Source organism: uncultured Shimia sp. (assembly GCF_947493595.1).
In the GTDB taxonomy this organism is placed as follows: Bacteria; Pseudomonadota; Alphaproteobacteria; order Rhodobacterales; family Rhodobacteraceae; genus Shimia.
The window spans coordinates 41,796-59,521 of the sequence record NZ_CANLRL010000007.1 but is presented as its reverse complement, the minus strand read 5'-3'; the positions used below and the strand labels follow the sequence as shown (position 1 = coordinate 59,521).

Annotated in this window: 12 protein-coding genes and 1 pseudogene; 7 read left to right on the top strand and 6 right to left on the bottom strand. The window is 55.0% G+C overall.

Features of this window, described 5'->3' with window-relative positions; translation table 11 throughout:
- Window positions 1-52 precede the first annotated feature (52 nt).
- The 3 genes from Q0955_RS15690 to Q0955_RS15680 are packed head-to-tail and all read right to left on the bottom strand — an operon-like array spanning window position 53 to window position 4,138.
- Window positions 53-2,509: an ImcF-related family protein gene (locus tag Q0955_RS15690; RefSeq protein WP_299425935.1), complete on the bottom strand. Its 2,457-nt coding sequence runs from the start codon at window positions 2,507-2,509 to the stop codon at window positions 53-55.
- A 3-nt stretch (window positions 2,510-2,512) separates the two neighbouring features.
- Entirely contained in the window at window positions 2,513-3,385 is an 873-nt protein-coding gene (locus Q0955_RS15685) for a M15 family metallopeptidase (protein WP_299425932.1), read from the bottom strand.
- 3 nt (window positions 3,386-3,388) lie between these two features.
- The gene (locus tag Q0955_RS15680; RefSeq protein ID WP_299425929.1) at window positions 3,389-4,138 is read right to left on the bottom strand and encodes a protein phosphatase 2C domain-containing protein; all 750 of its coding nucleotides are present in this window, start codon (window positions 4,136-4,138) and stop codon (window positions 3,389-3,391) included.
- 192 nt (window positions 4,139-4,330) lie between these two features.
- On the opposite strand from Q0955_RS15680, the gene Q0955_RS15675 reads away from it, so the two are divergent.
- Window positions 4,331-5,008 (top strand): OmpA family protein, encoded by a 678-nt coding sequence (locus Q0955_RS15675; protein WP_299425926.1) that lies wholly within the window; start codon window positions 4,331-4,333, stop codon window positions 5,006-5,008.
- Between the two features lie 19 nt (window positions 5,009-5,027).
- Here the strand turns inward: Q0955_RS15675 and Q0955_RS15670 are convergent, their stop codons facing one another.
- Both Q0955_RS15670 and Q0955_RS15665 read right to left on the bottom strand, forming a co-directional pair.
- Window positions 5,028-7,295, bottom strand: coding sequence for a caspase family protein (locus Q0955_RS15670; protein WP_299425923.1), 2,268 nt, complete (start codon window positions 7,293-7,295; stop codon window positions 5,028-5,030).
- Between the two features lie 1,072 nt (window positions 7,296-8,367).
- Window positions 8,368-9,840, bottom strand: a complete 1,473-nt coding sequence (locus Q0955_RS15665; RefSeq protein WP_299425921.1) for a caspase family protein — start codon at window positions 9,838-9,840, stop codon at window positions 8,368-8,370.
- Window positions 9,841-9,921: 81 nt separating this feature from the next.
- Between Q0955_RS15665 and Q0955_RS15660 the strand changes: the two genes are divergently transcribed.
- From Q0955_RS15660 to Q0955_RS15650, 4 genes and pseudogenes are all read left to right on the top strand, one after another.
- Entirely contained in the window at window positions 9,922-11,034 is a 1,113-nt protein-coding gene (locus tag Q0955_RS15660; RefSeq protein WP_299425918.1) for an OmpA family protein, read from the top strand.
- Between the two features lie 228 nt (window positions 11,035-11,262).
- Window positions 11,263-11,739 (top strand): annotated as a pseudogene (locus tag Q0955_RS20910) (hypothetical protein); the annotation flags it as partial.
- Between the two features lie 52 nt (window positions 11,740-11,791).
- Complete coding sequence (locus Q0955_RS15655; protein ID WP_299425915.1) at window positions 11,792-12,127, top strand: hypothetical protein; 336 nt, start codon at window positions 11,792-11,794, stop codon at window positions 12,125-12,127.
- Window positions 12,128-12,991: 864 nt separating this feature from the next.
- Entirely contained in the window at window positions 12,992-14,392 is a 1,401-nt protein-coding gene (locus Q0955_RS15650) for a recombinase family protein (RefSeq protein WP_299425912.1), read from the top strand.
- Between the two features lie 531 nt (window positions 14,393-14,923).
- On the opposite strand, the gene Q0955_RS15645 is transcribed toward Q0955_RS15650, so the two are convergent.
- The gene (locus Q0955_RS15645; RefSeq protein WP_299425910.1) at window positions 14,924-16,654 is read right to left on the bottom strand and encodes an amidohydrolase; all 1,731 of its coding nucleotides are present in this window, start codon (window positions 16,652-16,654) and stop codon (window positions 14,924-14,926) included.
- A 316-nt stretch (window positions 16,655-16,970) separates the two neighbouring features.
- On the opposite strand from Q0955_RS15645, the gene Q0955_RS15640 reads away from it, so the two are divergent.
- Window positions 16,971-17,456 (top strand): hypothetical protein, encoded by a 486-nt coding sequence (locus Q0955_RS15640; protein WP_299425907.1) that lies wholly within the window; start codon window positions 16,971-16,973, stop codon window positions 17,454-17,456.
- Complete coding sequence (locus Q0955_RS15635; protein ID WP_299425904.1) at window positions 17,453-17,713, top strand: hypothetical protein; 261 nt, start codon at window positions 17,453-17,455, stop codon at window positions 17,711-17,713. The genes Q0955_RS15640 and Q0955_RS15635 overlap by 4 nt, the downstream gene beginning before the upstream one ends.
- The last annotated feature ends 13 nt before the right edge of the window (window positions 17,714-17,726 follow it).

Below are 17,726 nucleotides of genomic sequence, written 5' to 3'. Positions count from 1 at the left end.
TGCGAAATTGGACCCAATCCGAAGTGGTTTCCTTACTGAGCCGTAGCCGGGCTCACAATGCGGGTGGACAGGGAAACTCCAAAATGGCGCGGCGCGCGGACACCGGATTGATTTCGTCATGAAACGTGAGGCTCAAAAATACCCGACCTGACTCCGTGCGCAAATCAAGCAACGCACGCTGCCCCTCATCACGCAGACGCAAACGAACGCTGTCCACCAAACGTAGCAATCCCCAAGGGCCAGGTTTCTGCAAACGTGCGGCATCTGCGCTCTCTCGAAAGCTCACTTCAACGCCCAGCTCAGGCTGCGGACCTGGCCACACCAAAGCGACAGGCTCTCCCTGCGCCCGCACCGGCCGCGCCTCTCCCCCAAAGGCAACCAATGTTTGCCCCAGTTCGGCAAGCGCGCTCAGCGTCACCTGCTGCCGCAATTTGCCATTTTCATCAAACAACGCTTCAGAAATCACTGCGGCGCGCTCCAGGTATGCCGCGCTCTCAGGTGAAACCCCCGCAAACCTCGCCTCAGGTTTCCAACGCCAAGGACTTTGGCCGGTTTCAAGATAAGGGCCCGCCACTCCAGTCAAATAACCGGCCATCACGCCTTGCGGGCCAAACATGGCGACCACATCTGCCAGCGCTACATCGGCCCCGGCGCCAAACGGATAGCGCCCCTTGATCGTCTGTTGACACAAAGGAAATACACTACGCTGCCATGCTCGTGTCAGCGCGTTGCCGCCTTCATCCGACGCGTCCAGCATCCCGGACTGCACCAGAACATCTTCGGTCAACTGCGCAACAACTGCAGGCGCAGCATTCAGCGCCGAAATCGACCGCGCGCGATCCTGAACGGACATCAAGCGCAGATTGCTTTGCTTTTGGCTGCTGTCTGCAGCACCCAACGCGACGTTAAGAGACGAAAAAAGCCGCGCCATTTCTACCATCCGCCCCTGATCCAGATATTGAATTGTTGGTCCAAAAATACGGGCCAGCGCCAATTGCTGCTCATGGCTGCGTCTACGATCCCCACCACCCGCTTCCACAAAAACCGCTCGCAGAACCTGACTGAGAGGGTTGTTGGCCTGGCTAAGCGCACCAGACACAATGATGGCCGCGTCACGGTCCGAAAACGGGCGGACCCGCAAATCGGCAAGCCAATTTTGCCAAACGGCGATGGTTTCTTCCTGCAGCCGATTGGCAAGCAAATCTGGCGTCTTATTGTTCCGAGTAAGTACCTGCTCCGTGACAATGGGACCAATAGCTCGCGCTTTCTGCACCGCCACGCCAATCCCAAAATTACGCGCATACAGCCACCCCTCAGCGGTATATATCCCTGGTATTGGTTCGGTTACCGGTTGCCCGGAGCGTCGCACCATCACGTCTGCCAACAGCGGCACAGCTTGCTCCGGGTGCCAATCTGAGAGTTCCACAGTTTCAGGCGCCCGCTTCAGCTCCAACCATGTTCTGTCCGATTCAGCCACTTCAGCGGCAAACGCCCGGGCTTGATCCATCAACACCGCGTCACTTGGAGCCAATTTCACAATAGGTCCAGCCAAAGGCGCGACATGTCGAGCCAACCCTCCCACTCCAAGCGCAGCAGTGTGATCGCGCAACCAGCCCGCCAACCATGTGGTTTGCCACTCATCCTCGCCAGTCAGGATGACCCAAGCCCGCAGCGTATCGTAAAGCACCAAACCGTCACCTTCCGTGGCCACGATCGTTTCAATGGCATCAGCTATCGCTGGAGGAACTTGGCGGGCAACCACGTCCGAATAGGCCCGCTGGGCATAGGTTTCACTGTCCAATACCGGCAGTCGGAATCTGCGTTTCAGTGGTGCGCGCTCCGCCGCCTTTTGCACTCGTACCAACGCCGCTTGCATCTGATCTAGCCGAGCAACCAGCTCGGCGCCCGCCTGCGGCCTATCCAATCCCAAAGAAAGAACCTCGTCTTCAAATCCAGCCCGCAAGTCCCTTTGAAATTTGTATTCGAAGAATGCCGCATAGCCGATCAGTGCAGCAACCAGAAGCATGACAGATCCGATAATTCTCCACCCCCAGCTTCCAGAATCCGGGGCCTTATGCCCATGTCTGCGCTCCTGCGACAACGCAAGGATCTGCTTCAGAAAAATCGCTAAGTCGCTATAGTCATCGCCGGCGTGCGCGGCAGTTTCCTCAAAGTCTCTGATCCGAGCAACGGTCATATCACGACCTTCAAACAGTTGCCGATGCGCCAGAACAGACCACCCACCAAGATCGATGCCTGGTGTTTGGCGCACTTGCCCATCCATCAAGACCGCCAGCGCGTAACGCGCCGGTTTGATGGACTGGCCCTGCACCTGTGCCCGAACCAGCCTTGCCTCAAACTGCTCCAACTCCCTCTCAGCTTCGGTGACAAGGGTCCCGATCGGTTGCCGTGCACGACGTTCAAGCGTATCAGTCCAATCCAGAACCGGTCTCGCGGCATGCTGGTACACGGTCACCGCGTTGGTGTTTTCCCGCCCAGCTTTCGCCATAGCTCAGAGGTCCCCTTCGGCCTGCCAGCGCCGCAAAGTCTCTACGCCGACTTCAAAATGCATCGAGTCTTCTCGGTTATAGGCCGCGCCCCAATACCACCCTTCTTCGTTGAACAACTCCGCAAGCAGGATCAGTCCAAACTGCGTGCCACCATCGCCAAACCCATCCAACCGACCTTCGAGTTTCAAATCTATTGCGGTGCCCCAACTATGGTTCGAAACAGACCGCTTTGACCCTCGCACCAGTCGGGCACACAGTGCTCCGGCCGTGCCCAAAGCCGCGTGCACCTCCGGCTCTGTAGCTTCCAGTTTGGTCATGATCCGCTCAAGCGACGCCAATGCTGGGCGGATCATCGTCACCTTGATCGGCCCCACTTGCCGGGTCTCCATCAAAGCCTTTAGCTTTTCCTGGGTCACCGGCGCACAGTCCTGAGTATAGCTGGACCGCGGGTGACCCAGGACTTCAAGCATGATGCGGTTACGTGGCTGGCTGATACCTTGGTTAAACGCCATCTTGTCCAAAGTTCCCACTTCAGTCATGCGCTCAATACTTGGGCCAAAGTTTTCATCGCCACCGCCGGTAATGTCACTGGCAGACACTTCAAGCTGGCCCGCTAATGACGCCTCGCCTCTTGCAACCGCCAGTGCCTGCTCCTCTGAGAGCCGCGCCTGCTCTTCTTGCAATTCCGACATCAATTTCTTTAGATCACCTAACTCGCGCTCCAGGGCCGCGATGTCTGCTTCACTACGTGACATCCTTAACTCAGCGGAACCGTCTGCCGTTTCCATCACCGCCCCTACGACAGCAAAAGCAATGGCCGCCACGAGTAGTCCAATGGCAATAATGATTGGCCCAATAAACGTGCCTTCACGCATTGCCTATCGCCTCTCTGCAAAAACTGCGACCACAGACACATTATCTGTAGCGCCGGCCTCCAAAGCAGCTGCCAGTAGCGTGGTGCACAGCATTTTCGGGGAGCCCGCGCGCGCCATATGCTGGGCAATATCCTGATCGCTCAAACACCCGGTCAACCCGTCGGAACACAACATCAACCGATCGTCCGGCACCAAAGGCACCACGGTCGTGTCCACCTCCACCTCCGCCATATGACCAATGGCGCGTGTCACAACGTGCCGTTCCGGATGATTGCGTGTCTCCTCTTGCCCAATCAGGGCACGGTCAACCATATCCTGAACCACGGTGTGATCATGGGTTAATAGGCGCAACGCCCCCGCTCTTTGCAAATAAGCCCGGCAATCCCCAACCCATGCGATAGTGGCAATGGCGTTTTGAATCATCAAGGCGACCGCTGTCGACCCCATGCTGCCGCGTGTTTGCGTCTCACGATAAATACGGGCGTTTGCGTCACGCAGCGCAGCTTGTAAGCTGGGTCCAGCCAATCCATCATCGCTTAGTTCGGACAAAGCATCGATCACCATGTCCGAGGCCACATCACCAAAGCTATAGCCGCCCATGCCATCAGCAACCGCCCAAAGAACGCCGGTCGGGTCCGTCAAAATTGAGTCTTCGTTTTTCTCTCGAACCACACCAACATGGGTAAGCCCCGCACCGCTAAACACAGGCTGCGCTGGCACTATTCGGGGAATTACTGTCGTGGCTTTACTCACTTAACTCTCCCAATGGCGAATTTCGCCAACACCCAGGCAACGCGATTGCGCTGAATTCAGACCACATCACGGCACTGAGCCGGAGCGAGGGGGCGTAGTCTTAATTGGCACTTCAAAAAAGGCAGAATTGAAAACGAACCCAGTATAGCCTAGCATAATAGGTGCACAAAATCATTTTTCATCGAGGCTCACATGCCGAATTTTCGAACAAAACCCTTTGCTGTAGTGCTGTTTTTTGCTGGCTTTTCCTTCCCTTTGACGGCGCAGGAAGATCTCAGCGTTGATGAGCTGATGTCTCTTTTTGAGCGCCAGCGCGAAGTCTTCCAAGAGGCTGAGGCCAGCGGAAATGGTGCCACGCGCGGCCTCAAACTGGTCACCGTAGAAGATAGCGCAAACAGCACAGCTGATACTGTTGACGTGTCCACCGAGACAACCGCCGAAACCTCCTCCCAAGGAGGCACCCAAAGCGAAGCGGAAGTAGTCCAGGCCTCAAGCGATCCCAATGCCCCGCTGGTGTTTGGACAGCTGGATCCGGAGCTACAAGTCAACCTACAAATCAAATTTGGCTTTGACTCTGCGGCCCTGTCTAGCGAGGAGGCGCCCAAGCTTGAGAAAATGTGTCTGGTGCTTCAACGTAGCAGCATTAACTTGGTGCGGATCGTGGGACATACCGACACCTCAGGCACAGAGGCATACAATGAACGCCTTTCCATCTTGCGCGCAGAAGAAGTGGCGCGCCATCTTGTGGACAACTGCGGCATTGATCCTGCCCGCCTAGAAACTTTAGGCATGGGCGAACGCTTCCCGTACAACTCTGATGACCCCCGCGCCGACGAAAACCGTCGCGTCGAATTCCAGGCCCTCAGTTAAGCCAACGCCCCGGCACCATTTAAAACAGATCAGGACGCGTCGGGCTTTTTGCCCAATAAACTCTGGCAGCCACCTCCAATTCCGACAGCCGGTCATTCCCAGGCGCGAGCAGGTTTGCCTCGACCGCCATAGCCGCAAGAACACGTCGAGTCGCCGGACCTATTACACCATCCACGACAACTTCGGCCCCCATATCCCTCAAGAGCATCTGAGTGGCTTTGGCCACGTCAGTCGCCGAATGTCCTTGCAACCCTTCCAAGGCCGCCTCAGCCGCTTTCTTGTTTGAAAGGTGGCGAGCCTTGGCAAAGCGGATGAGTGCTGCAGGCACATCCACTGTAGTGCCCTCGCCTTTCAGAACCATACGCGCGGCATTTACACCGCCCCAACCATCACCGCGGGACAGGCCTTCATCATACCAAACAAGAGCATCAGCGTCACCTTGACCTGGCACCTCACCGCGCCGGATCATTCGCCCCAAAGTGGACGGGCCAAACGGATGCCCACCCTCGCTGGCCTTCAAATACCACTGATAAGCCGCCTCTAGGTCTTTGGGTCCATTGAGGCCATTGGCCTCGACAAATCCAAGATTATAGTAGCCATAGATATCTCGGCGTGCGGCACTGGCCTGCAGATATCGTAAACCCCGTTCTGGCAGAAAATGGTCTGTATCTTTTGTCAGGAAATAGATGCCCAGTTCGTTCATCGAATAGGTGTGGCCAAGTTCCGCCGCTCGGTCCAACAACTCAAATCCCACCTCTCGCTCTGCCGTGTCCTTTCCATTGCGCAGAAAATGCAAGCCTTTGGAGTGCATGGCAAACGGATCCCCAGCCTCTATACCCTTCTCATAAAGCGCCAACGCGCCGGCAGGGTTTTGGGGAATACCAGTGGTCTGGTGGTCGATGCGCTTCGAAATCAAAAAACGCCCCGTACCGTTCAAAGCGCGAATATGACCCTGAGTGACCGCGGTTTGAAAACTCTGAAAGCTCTTTCGTAATTGCCCCGCCGCTTGTTCCACCCTGCCCAGTTGATATGAAAACCGTCCTTCTTCAGGATAGTCCTGCACCGCAGCCCGGCAGATCTCCAGCGCATAGGCCACTTCAATTTCATTAGGCAGCCGATAAAATCCAACACTGCCCGGATCCAGTGCGTCCCCCGCTGCCAAATCGCAAGCGTTGACCTCCATTTCCAGCAGGACCCTAACCGGGATTTCTGTCCCATTGGATTGCACCGTTATAGAAAAGTTATCTCGCAAGGTTGCTGCGCGCGCAGTGGCGCGCCTTTCACCCAGCACCGGTCTATACATCAGCCCATCTGCGCGCACCGAAACCAATCCTTGATCGGGCACGGTGGTCACTGTGATCGGAGGCAGTTCAGATTGATCCAAAGCCGCTGCCAAGGCCGTGCCCAGGAGGATTTGCCGGTCAAAAGCCACTGAGAGAGCCACTTCCGACGGAAAATCAGATGCCGCTACCTGACGCGTTGTGTTGCCACTTTCGGGAACTGGAACGTCTTTTTCAGCCGACGCCATCACCGGAGCTTCCGCAGAACGTCCAAATTGAAAGGGTTGCACCAGAGTGGAACTCTCCCATGGCACTTGCTTGCCTTCAGTCGCGTTGTAAACCGCCTCACGGACTTGGGCAAAAACCGACAAGATATCGCGCTCGGGCGCAGCACTCACCGCGTTCACAATAGCCGCCGTATAGGGGCTGTTCTCGCTGCCCTTTCCATCATACGCCACCATGCCAGGAGCAGTTGAAAAGGCGACCAAAGAGTTGAGCGGCGTTTTAAAAACGTCAAATCCAGATTTGGTCTCAAAAAGGCTGGCGTCCAAATTCCCGGCCAAAACTTTGTCGGGAAACGGATTGTCCCGACATGCATCAATAATGGCCACATGCACTTTGCCGCGGGCCGAAAGAAGTTCAATCACGCGGTCAAGCGTCACGGATTCCACCGGCAAGTCGTAAACAGAGTCAAAAGCAACATCCGTCGGCAGCAAATAGTTGCGGCGTCCTATCTGAATGCCATGACCCGCATAGAAAAAAACGATCTCCGCGCCCTCTGTCACATTCAAAATAGACGCGCGCAGCAGATCTTCGAACCCTTGTCGGTCGACGTTGTAACCGTCAAATACGGTAAACCCCAAATCTCGCAACATTGCAGAAAAACGTTCCGCATCATGCTTGGCGTTGGCCAAATCGTCGATGCCGACATAATCCTGATTTCCAATCACAACTGCCAGTCGGGCTGGCTCAGCTTGCGCCACAGCTCCGGTGGCAATTGCGGACATACTCGTGGCAAAAGCAAGCGGAACCATTCTCCTTAGAATGGCTGATCTGCCGCGCATTGGCATTAGCCGCTCCATCCGCCGGGGCTGTCTGATCCGCCGTCATCACCACCAGAACTGCCAGAGCTACCGGAATCGTCGTCATCATCGCTGCTACCGCTCGACCCGCTGTCTCCGGAACCCGAGCCGCTGGAGCTACTCGCCCCCGAACTTGAGCTTGAGCTTGAGCTTGAACCTCCGGAAGAAGAGCTGCTGGAGCTGCCACTCGTTCCCCCTGAACTGCTAGAGGAATCGGAAACGTCACTGTGGGGGACACGCACGTTTTTCCCCTCGCCCTCTGGAGGCAATATTTCAGTGCAACCGGCCATAACTAGCGCCACTGCAGATGTTGCTAATAGAAAAACTCTCATCAAAAGTACCTCACCTACAAATTCGATCGACCTGTCAGGGTGAGAAAAAAGGCCTCTTGCCCTAAAATACGGCAGGCACAGGCAGCCCCTACAGGCTCCTAAAGTAGACCACAGAAACCGCCTGCTGTCTAATTTTCTCACCTGCAATCGTCCGATCCAATCAGGAAAAACAGGCATTCGGCGGCACTTCCCCAAGTTTAACTCACCTTAAAGAGGTCATCCCACCATTTGGAAAAAGGAGCGCTACAGTAAAATTCATGTTGCTTTGAGTTCCTGTATCTGGACCGTTCTGATCTGCTTCACGGGAGTGGCCCAGTTTGAATATTGGTTCATGATTGGTCTGGCCTCCATCGCAATAGTGGGTTGCGAGGCCGGCGAGGCATCAGAAGTAGATGGCATTCGACAGTACCCAGAGACCTCATTCCGCGCTTGATCGGCAGACGCCGAAGGCCGCATATCGAGACCGCTTGGAACATACCAAGCAAACTGAAACCTAAACCCGATACATCTCAGAAACACAGCAAACCTGTGCGAAAAAGTGGCGCCACGTCAAAGTGCGGACGTCACAGAAAGAGCTGAGATTTGACATGTGGCAATGCGAAGAAACTGATTGGTCGCTTCACGCGCAATCCCTCTTGCAAGGTCTCATCAAGGCGTTTCAAACGCTACTGACAATCGCCCCTTGCCCAGTTTTTGAGGTTCCTTTTGAAATCGCCACCAAATGGGTGATTTTTTTCCAGGTGACGAACCGCAGCCTGTTTTTGATAGAATTTCCCCTGATCACACAGCGCTGTGCGTGTCCAATTATGACAATTGCCGCAGGTCTGGTGCTTCCACATTTCATCTGGCAGCCCCTCAATTGGTGGGAACAAGGGGCTGATTGCCGTGGCCTCCAGAAGCGTCAATCCGATGAGCTCCGGCGGACCGATCTCAAGTGGGGCATCAAAAGCCACGTCCCAATCCATGGCTTCTAAACCAATCGGCTGAGTAACATCATCACCGCCGTCCGAGAGCGTGGGGGGATTGCTTGCGCCCGAACTGTGCAACGCAGCAACCTCCTTCTTCACCAACTCTGCAAAAACACCTGTGGGAAATACTTCGAGATAAGCTTCAAAATCTGCGATATCTCCGGATTTCCGCGCACGTTCCATGAGGGCCGTTTCTTCATCTTCCACTTCTTTTGGTGCAGGCATAGATGCCATTGGCTCAGTGGGTTCTGCTCTGCTCTGGTTCAATTCCATTTCCAGAGTTGTTGCCAAAAGTCGCCTTGCATCCTCAATGAACTGGCCGTTTGGATGAGTTCTCATGAACAACATGATTTGGACGGGATCTCGACTCTCCTCCACAGTTTGCCAAAGCTGCGCTTCGGCAACACCTTCTGCCAACATTGGCACGCTTGCTTTAAAAACAAACTCTTGCGTCAAGGAAGAGGTGTCCCAAGGGGTCTGTTGACCATTGGTTTCTGACAGGACAGATACCCTCACTTGCTTAAACACTTGTTCCACTGGTGCTCCAGGGACCAAAAGTTCACGCGCAAGTGCCTTGCTAAATGGACTATTGTCGCCCGCACCATCAAACGCCACCTGTCCTGGCGCCGTCGCGTACGCCAAAAAGGTCCCAGTAGGCGCCTTCATTTCAGCCAACCCGCTATCATTGATATCGGGTACATGTTCAAACGGGTTGTCACGGCAAGCATCAAGAATAACGATATTTGTTCGGTTGGCAGCAGACGCCATCTGGCGAAGAACGGATGCAGCCTCTAAGCCCACCAAATCAAGATCGGCTGCCACCGTCAGGCGCGCATCCACTGGCAAAAGGTAATTTGCCCCAAATGACTGAATGCCGTGCCCTGCATAATAAAACAGACCGACCGCGTCCGGGCCGGCAGCACGCAAGGCCGCGCCAAACTTTGCAATGGCGCGCTTCATCTCGTTTTGAGTGCCGTTCGAGACAACCGTGACCGAAAAGCCAACTTCAGACAGCGCAGCAGAAATCAGTGCCGCATCCGCTCCCGCATTGGCAAGCGGTGTAACGTCGGAATAAACTGCATTCCCGATGACCAGCGCCACTCGCGGCTCCGCGCGCCCACTGGCAGTCAAGCCAAGGACACAAGCGATTGACAGGAACAGTGCACGCATGTGCGGGTCTCCTTTTGTGCAGTCGCAGAGCCAAAACCCTATCCGATCCCTACGATATGGCAACAAATTAGAGCCATTGCATTGCGAGCCCAACTTGCCGATACTTTTCAGGTTCGCGTCGCTGCCGTGAAAGGAACTACAGTGCTACGAGCCACCATTCTGGCCACTCCAATTCTGTGCGTACTCTCGGTGCCGGCACTGGCCGAGGAGAGCCCATTTGGCAATGGCTGGCGTCTCGCCCCGGAAACTTCATCCATCCAGTTCAGTTCGATCAAGAACCAATCAGTGATTGAAACCTCGTCATTTGCCAAACTTTCTGGCGGTATTGACGCCAGTGGGGACGCAAGCCTGTCCGTTTTGCTCGATAGCGTCGATACGAAAGTTGATTTGCGCAATGTCCGAATGCGTTTCTTGTTTTTTGAAACCTTTCTTTATCCTCAAGCAACAGTAAACGCGCAAATCGCTCCAAGCCTGATTGCTGATCTGGCTCAGGTCAAAAGAAAAACCATAAGCTTGCCATTTGAATTGGACCTGCACGGCGTAAAGCGCCAAGAAATCGCCCAACTATCCTTAACATTGATTGGGGAAAACTTGTTGGCGGTGTCGAGCGCAGAACCTTTGACGCTAAAGGTAGCGGATTACGACCTGGTCGACGGGCTGCTAAAGCTCGAAGAGGCCGCAAATGTTTCCATCGTGCAGTCCACAACCGTGAATTTTGATCTGATTTTTGAAGCGACTTTTCCTGACGCGCAGGAGGTCCCGAAAGCAGCTGCCGTATCACTGAAAGAACCTGTGACTGTGGCCCTAGAGGCGGAAGGCAACTTTGGCATTGAAGCTTGCAAGGGGCGATTTGAGATACTGTCTCGCAGCGGCAATATCAACTTTCGGTCTGGATCTGCAAAATTGAAACCTGAATCGACGCCACTGCTTAGCCAAGTGGCCGACATTGTTGCGCGATGCCCTGATCTCAAAATTTTACTCGCCGGCCATACTGACAACGTGGGGTCGCGAACGGCAAACCAGAGACTGTCTGAAAGGCGTGCCGCCTCGGTTGAGCGTTTCCTGACCGATCAAGGCATCAATGCCGCACGACTACAGATTGTCGGCCGTGGAGAAAGCAGGCCCATCGCCGACAATGCAACAGCTCAGGGACGCCGAAAGAACCGAAGGATTGAATTCACCGTGGCCGATTGATGCAACGAAGGACCTCAGCCGGTCTCAAACTCATGTCTGCTAGGTTCGATACATCACGTAGATACTGTTGGATCCTTCAATTTCTTGAGGGGAGGGCCAGTAACGATGTCAGTTTCTCCTTACCGTGTTCGCCGCTCCCAATCGTAAATTTTCACCTAAAGGCCAGTTCCATTGACCTGCTACCCGGAGACTGGACCGTCCTAAGATGGACCTTCCCATTATGATCTCGTGGACCGTTTCTATTTTCGGCGCGACACGCATTGGACCGCCGTCGGAAGTGCCGTGAGCGCCACTGCTCTCGCTCACACCGTGAACACACAGACACCTGATCTCTTTGCCAACGATGGAGACCTGGCCTTCCGGGAACTCGAGGCCTCTGGCGCGATACAGGAAGAAGGATCTCTTGCCGAAGTTGTTCACAATGCTTGCGGAACAGTCTTACCCCCAGAAACGTCGGAGACTTTCGACCTGTCGCGAAGCGGCGACCTTCTGGACACACCCGTGGACGGGCCCGCAATTGCCCTGCTTGGAAGCAGTTTTTCCAATCGCTACAAACGAGACCACTACAGGGTCGCGGACGCGTTGGCCCGTGCATTTGATGCAGATGTCGAGAACTTCTCCGTGTCAGGCGGAGGCCCAATTGGCGCCATTGAGGCCTATGTGATGTCCGGCGCGTTGGATCGCAAAGACCACAACCTTGTGGTGTGGGAACTGCCCTATACTGAAAGCTTCAACTCGCAATCCTTTTTTACGCCAATTGCTGGGTGCCCTCAGCGAAAGCCGCGCACCAATCAAAGCCGTCGAATTGCAAAAGCAATCTCAGGCAACCCTGGTCAAACTTGCAGAAGGCGTGGCGACTTCCGGCATCGAAATAGAGGCTGAGCACATCACAAAACAGAGTTTTTATATAGAGGTACGCTTCGACAATGGATCATCTGCCAAAGTCTATCTCGGGCGCCGAAACTCTGTTCCTGTCAACATGCGTGCGCCCAGCTTAAGAAGCAGCCTATCCCACTACGGAAACAGAGCCTCTGTAGAGATTGTGATCTCTCCTATTAAAGGTGCGCGCATCAAACGCGTCGCGGTGTTTTAGTGATGCCGTCCACAGTGCGGCAAGCGGCCCCTACAAAATGTGCTCAGCTTCTAGGCTGGTCTCTCGTAATGCGCTCAAGCCATACCAGCCCCGCCTCCAAATAAAGTACTGTCCACGTTCGCGTGAGTTATTTGGTACTTTCGCGAACAAACCGGCCTCTGATTTTCAAATGAACAACGCCCGCAAAGAGCCGTCCGCTTGACGTTCCAAACTCCGCTCTGTGCGCATTGCGGTTGTTCGTGAGATTAGCAGCGAACAGCCGCTGTCCGCCCTTTTCCGTCAGTCGTTGTCGTGAGGAAATTGCCTGAGGTGGCGTCACTGCGCTTGAGCACGGCTCCACCGATCTGCCTCCCTGCCCCTCGCCTCTCCCTGCTCCACTCTTCTTTTCATCCTGCGCAATCGTGAACCCGTCATCGGCGTGTTTCCGCCGCACGTCAAAAGTGTATGTTTTCAAAAGCTTGCGCAGCCTATTCAGTAAGCACCTCAACCTTAGGCGCAAATGCACCTCTACAAGAAGCACGACCTTCCACCCTTTAAGTTCCATTTCTTCGACATCCGGCACCGGCCGAGAAGCGTCAGCCCCCCTCTTGATCCGTGTGTGGCGGAGAGAGGTGAACGCCGATCCCTCAATGACAGGGGGCTGCGATGACGGTGTACCCACAAGCCCAAACCCGCAAGCGCACGCCCGCTTCAGGCCCCTGCGAACTTGCGCGATTGATGGGGCGCCAAGCCGCGAATGAGCACTTCAAATCTCGGCCGGCGCCTACTGATCACTATAAATCGAACTTGCGCGATCCTTCCAGGGACCCTTAGGGTCGCGCAATTACCTCAGATTCTTCCGATATCTTGAGGGAACACATTTCAATGCGCGCAGCCATTTACGCTCGATATTCCACTGACCTTCAGACAGATGCTTCCATTGAGGATCAACACCGCCTCTGTGCCCGCCTGATCGAAGGCAACGGCTGGCGGGAAGCCAAGACCTACGCGGATCACGCGATCAGCGGATCCTCCCACCTGCGTTCCGACTTTCAACGCATGCTGGAGGATGCCCACGACAAAGTCTTCGACGTGGTTGTCGCCGAGGGTCTCGACCGCATTAGCCGAGATCAGGAACACATCGCAGCTTTCTTTAAACAAATGCAGTTCTTGAGCATTCCGATTGTCACCGTGGCCGAGGGCGAGATCAGTGAGTTGCACATCGGCCTCAAAGGCACCATGAGCAGCCTCTTCATCAGAGATCTTGCCCTCAAGACCCATCGCGGTCTCGAGGGCCGCGTCCTCCAAGGTAAATCCGCGGGTGGAATCTCTTATGGCTATGACATGGTGCGTACACTGCGAGCCGATGGCGAGAAGGCCACCGGCGACCGCATCATCAACGAAGAGCAGGCTGGGATCGTCCGCGCTATTTTCAGAGACTACGCCAACGGCATTAGCCCGCGTGCCATCGCAACGGCCTTGAACGGCGAAGGTGTCGCAGGGCCACGCGGCACTTGGGGCGCTTCTACGATCTACGGCAATCACAAGCGCAAAACTGACATTCTCAACAACGAACTCTACACCGGACGCCTCGTCTGGAACCACCAGCGGTACATCAAAGACCCTAACACCGGCAAACGTCAGGCACGGCTCAATCCGCCCGAAGACTGGATCATTAAGGAAGTCCCTCACTTGCGGATCGTTCCGCAAGACCTGTGGGACGCTGTCAAAGCCCGTCAAGAAGCCACACGCAACGCCGCGATTAGCGACGGGGTGCGCAAACTCAGTCGCACCAAACGCGCCAAACACCTATTCTCGGGCATGTTGACCTGCGGAGAATGCGGCGGCGGCGCCATTCAAGTTGGAAAGCACTACTATGGCTGCTCAGCCAGCCGCAACAAGGGTACCTGCTCCAACCGCCTTACGATCAAACGCACCGATCTGGAAGACCGTGTCCTCACCGGCCTCAAAGACCAGCTTCTGCATCCCGACCTCATCGCAGAGTTCGTCAAAGCCTATCAGGAGGAACACAACCGCCTCACAGCGCAAAACTCTGTTGAAGAAGCCAAGACCAAACGGGAGCTGGTGCAGGTCACGCGCCAGATTGACCGTATCATCGAGGCAATTGCCGAAGGAATGTTTCACGAGAGCATGAAGGCGAAGATGGGCAGCCTTGAGACCCGCAAGCGCGACCTCGAAGCTAACTTGGCCAATGTTGAGCCCGCTGCCCCCGTTTTACTGCACCCAACATGTCAGAAGTGTACCGGAACAAAGTCGCGAACCTGACGGAAGCATTGAACGACCCGGCAACCAAAGCTGAAGCGACAACGATCATCCGGTCCCTGCTTGAGAGCATTCGCCTTGTGCCTAACGCTTCGGGCGCCTTTGGCATTGATCTACATGTAGAATTGGCGGGTATTTTGTCGTTGGGATTGTCTCGGAACGAACGAAGCCGCCTTGCGGCGGCTTGTTGTTCGTCTGTATTGCTTGCGGGAGCTCGATTTGGACACTGTTTGCGCAAAGTACGCTCTACTGGGATATGCTCCCCATAAGTTGCCTGAAAACAGATGTCATAAGGAAAATTTCGGCCCAAAGCTGACGTAAGCTTTAGCAAGAGCGGGCGTCAGCTATTGTTCCAAAACGACAACGCGACGTATTAGTGTCACAACGCCGTTCGAATATCTAAATCGGTGCTGTGGGCAGGTTGTAAGTGGTTAGAGCAGGGAACGCACTTGCGTCGCGCACCACGATCAACTGGACAGCGCTGCAGGAGATATGAAGGCGCCAAATGGGCGCCCTTACTTCTGAAAATTTCGGTTAATTCCGATCCAGCTTCGCTTGGTTTTCAAGCAGCAGCTCCCCTTCAAACACCACCTTTTTGGCAAACAGCTTGTGGATCTCAAACACAGGGGTGTCGAAAGGATTGCCGCTGACTGTGATGAAGTTCGCGTTTTTGCCCACCTCGATGCTGCCTGCGCGGTCTTCGATACGTGCCAATCGTGCTGCGTAAATTGTAAAGGCCCGAATGGCTTCTGCCAGTGAGATGGTCTGATCTGTGGCGAAGATCTCTTCTGCATCCGGGTCGCCGGCAGGGCGACGGGTCATGGCCTGCTCGATGTGCAGGAACGGGTGCATTGGCGATTGAATCCAATCGGTGGCGATGGTGAAGCCCACACCAGAGGCGACAACATCACGCGCCGGCCAGAAGCGGCTGATCTGGCTCATCTCCATGTCCTTCTTCACCGTATCAATCAACTGTAACCCCAGAAAAACATTGGGGGAGAATTCCAGATACCCGCCAACATCTCTGAGGCGCGCCAGATCCAAGGGGTCAACCATCATCGCATGCGCAATATGGTTGCGCAGGGCGCGAACGTTTTCGAGGCCATTGGCCGCCGCTGACGCAAGCATGGCGTCGACCACCATCTCAAAACCGCGATCTCCCATCGTATGAGTGGCAACGGACAGCCCCAGGCTGTTCCAGCGCACGTAATCATCGCGGAAGGCTTCATAGGTTGTGAAAGGCTTGCCAAAATCGGTGCCATCCCCTTTGTAAGGTTGCTTCACGGCAATGGCGCGGCCAAAGGGCGTGGAGTCGATGAACAACTTCACGCCGTCCACTTTGAAATGTTCTGTCTCGTATTGGTCTCGATCCAGAATTGCGTCTTCGTTGCTGTAGGCGAAGAAAAAGTCTTCTTGATAGGGCGTCATGCGCACATCGAGCTTCAGCTTGCCTTCCTCGTCCAGCCGCTTGAAGGCCTGCATCTGCTCACGGTCTCCTTCGAGAACCTTGATGCCGGTGTAGCCAAACGCATTGATGATGCCGGAGGCCTTTTCCGCCGCGTAAACAACATCATCAATGTCGTAGCGCGGATGGTGGCGCAGAACCAGTTTCATGGCGGGCGCGGAATAGAGCATGCCGGTCGGCGCCCCTGTTTCGTCTCGCACCAACGTGCCCCCAATCGGGTCAGGGGTGTCTTTTGTAATACCCGCAGCCTGCAGGGCCGCTGTATTGGCAACAGCGGCGTGGCCGCCATCATCTTCAATCACCACTGGCCGGTCCGAGACGTATTTGTCTAGGAAATGGCGATCTACTTTCACGTCGGTGCCTTCAAAATAGGACCAGGAGAAAGACGCTCCGTAGATCCATTCCTTGTCTGGATTGTTCGCTACATATTCCTTGAGCACCTGACCAAACTCGTCGGGCGTCCGCTGCACAAAATTGTCATTCCGGAACAGAATATCTTCGAGCATGATCACACGCACCGGGTGAGTATGGGTGTCGATAAAGCCCGGCATCACAAACTGCCCGCCAAGGTCGACTTTCTCCGTCTCAGCACCCGCCAACGCGATGATTTCGCTGTCCGAACCAACGGCAAGGAACTTGCCGTCCTTTATGGCAAGGGCGCTGGCCCAAGGTTGCCGCTGGTTCACTGTGTAGATTTGCGCATTGGTGTAAACGGTGTCAGCAGTCTGCGCCAAAACACTGATACCGGACAAAAAACCAACGGCGCATGATGTGACTGTGGTGCGAAGAATAGGAAACATGGGGACACCCTTTCTGCGGCCGACGCTGATGTGCCGCTAAGATCATAACTTGGCTGCACAATGTCAGCCTCGCTAAAATGACAACTCTCAATGCGGAGAGGTTGGCAACCGACGCGTGCGTCACTTTAGCTTCGCCCCACCAACGACGGCCAATCAAGAGGGAAAGTTTCGGACTTTTTCACCTATCAAGCGACCACTTCGGTGATGCCTTTCAAATCTCTCTCTGGCAGTATGCATTCACATATGAATCGCGCAGTGGGTTTTCCTGAAGGAAGTTATAAAGATGCTCAAATGGCTCGCCTCATACCTTGCGATAATGACGATTTTTGCAACACAAGTGGTTGCTCAAGACCACTGCGATGCGGCCTGCCAAGCGGCGCGAAAGGCGCAAGACCCGCTTGCGCCTGTCACCGGACTGTTGACGGACAACACCATTGGCTACGGGCCTACTAACGTCGACACAACTTACAACTACCAACTGCAACCGGTGCACACGTTCAAAGGTGAAAACGCTAATCTGATCCTGCGTGGATTGATTCCTTGTATTGGGGTGCCGGACGGCAGCGGCGGGACCAACTACGGGTTAAGCGACACTGTGCTGCAAGCGTTTTATGTGCCTGAGGTTGAGCCGGGCTCTTTCAAGCTTGGCTACGGTGCGCAGGTCTCTTTGGACACGGCCAAACGGGCTTCGGCGGCCCCGGCAACGGTGCCGGACTTGCCTTGGTTGGCTTTGGTTTCTCTGGCGATCTGGCCTACGGTGGGGTTATTGGGCACTTGTGGGGCGAAAACGACTTTTCGGTGACAACGATCCAGCCCATCGCCTTCTACAACCTAGAGAATTTTCTCGGGGGCTCTTACATCGGCTACTCCAACACGCTCAGTTATGATTGGCAAAGCAAGGACTGGACCATTCCGTTGGGCGCCACCTTCGGCAAAACCTTTGTCTTGGCCAATGGTCATGCGCTTGATGTGAATATGGGGGCCTACACATTGCTGGATGCGCCTGCCGGTGGCAATGACTGGCAGCTGAAGTTTGGCGTGTCCTGGTTCCTGCCCTAACCACCGATGTCTC

Coding starts and splice junctions, on each gene's coding strand:
- Q0955_RS15670 (WP_299425923.1), bottom strand. CDS start 7,295: ATGTCCGCAATTGCCACCGGAGCTGTGGCGCAAGCTGAGCCAGCCCGA.
- Q0955_RS15685 (WP_299425932.1), bottom strand. CDS start 3,385: ATGCGTGAAGGCACGTTTATTGGGCCAATCATTATTGCCATTGGACTA.
- Q0955_RS15675 (WP_299425926.1), top strand. CDS start 4,331: ATGCCGAATTTTCGAACAAAACCCTTTGCTGTAGTGCTGTTTTTTGCT.
- Q0955_RS15690 (WP_299425935.1), bottom strand. CDS start 2,509: ATGGCGAAAGCTGGGCGGGAAAACACCAACGCGGTGACCGTGTACCAG.
- Q0955_RS15665 (WP_299425921.1), bottom strand. CDS start 9,840: ATGCGTGCACTGTTCCTGTCAATCGCTTGTGTCCTTGGCTTGACTGCC.
- Q0955_RS15640 (WP_299425907.1), top strand. CDS start 16,971: ATGACGATTTTTGCAACACAAGTGGTTGCTCAAGACCACTGCGATGCG.
- Q0955_RS15650 (WP_299425912.1), top strand. CDS start 12,992: ATGCGCGCAGCCATTTACGCTCGATATTCCACTGACCTTCAGACAGAT.
- Q0955_RS15645 (WP_299425910.1), bottom strand. CDS start 16,654: ATGTTTCCTATTCTTCGCACCACAGTCACATCATGCGCCGTTGGTTTT.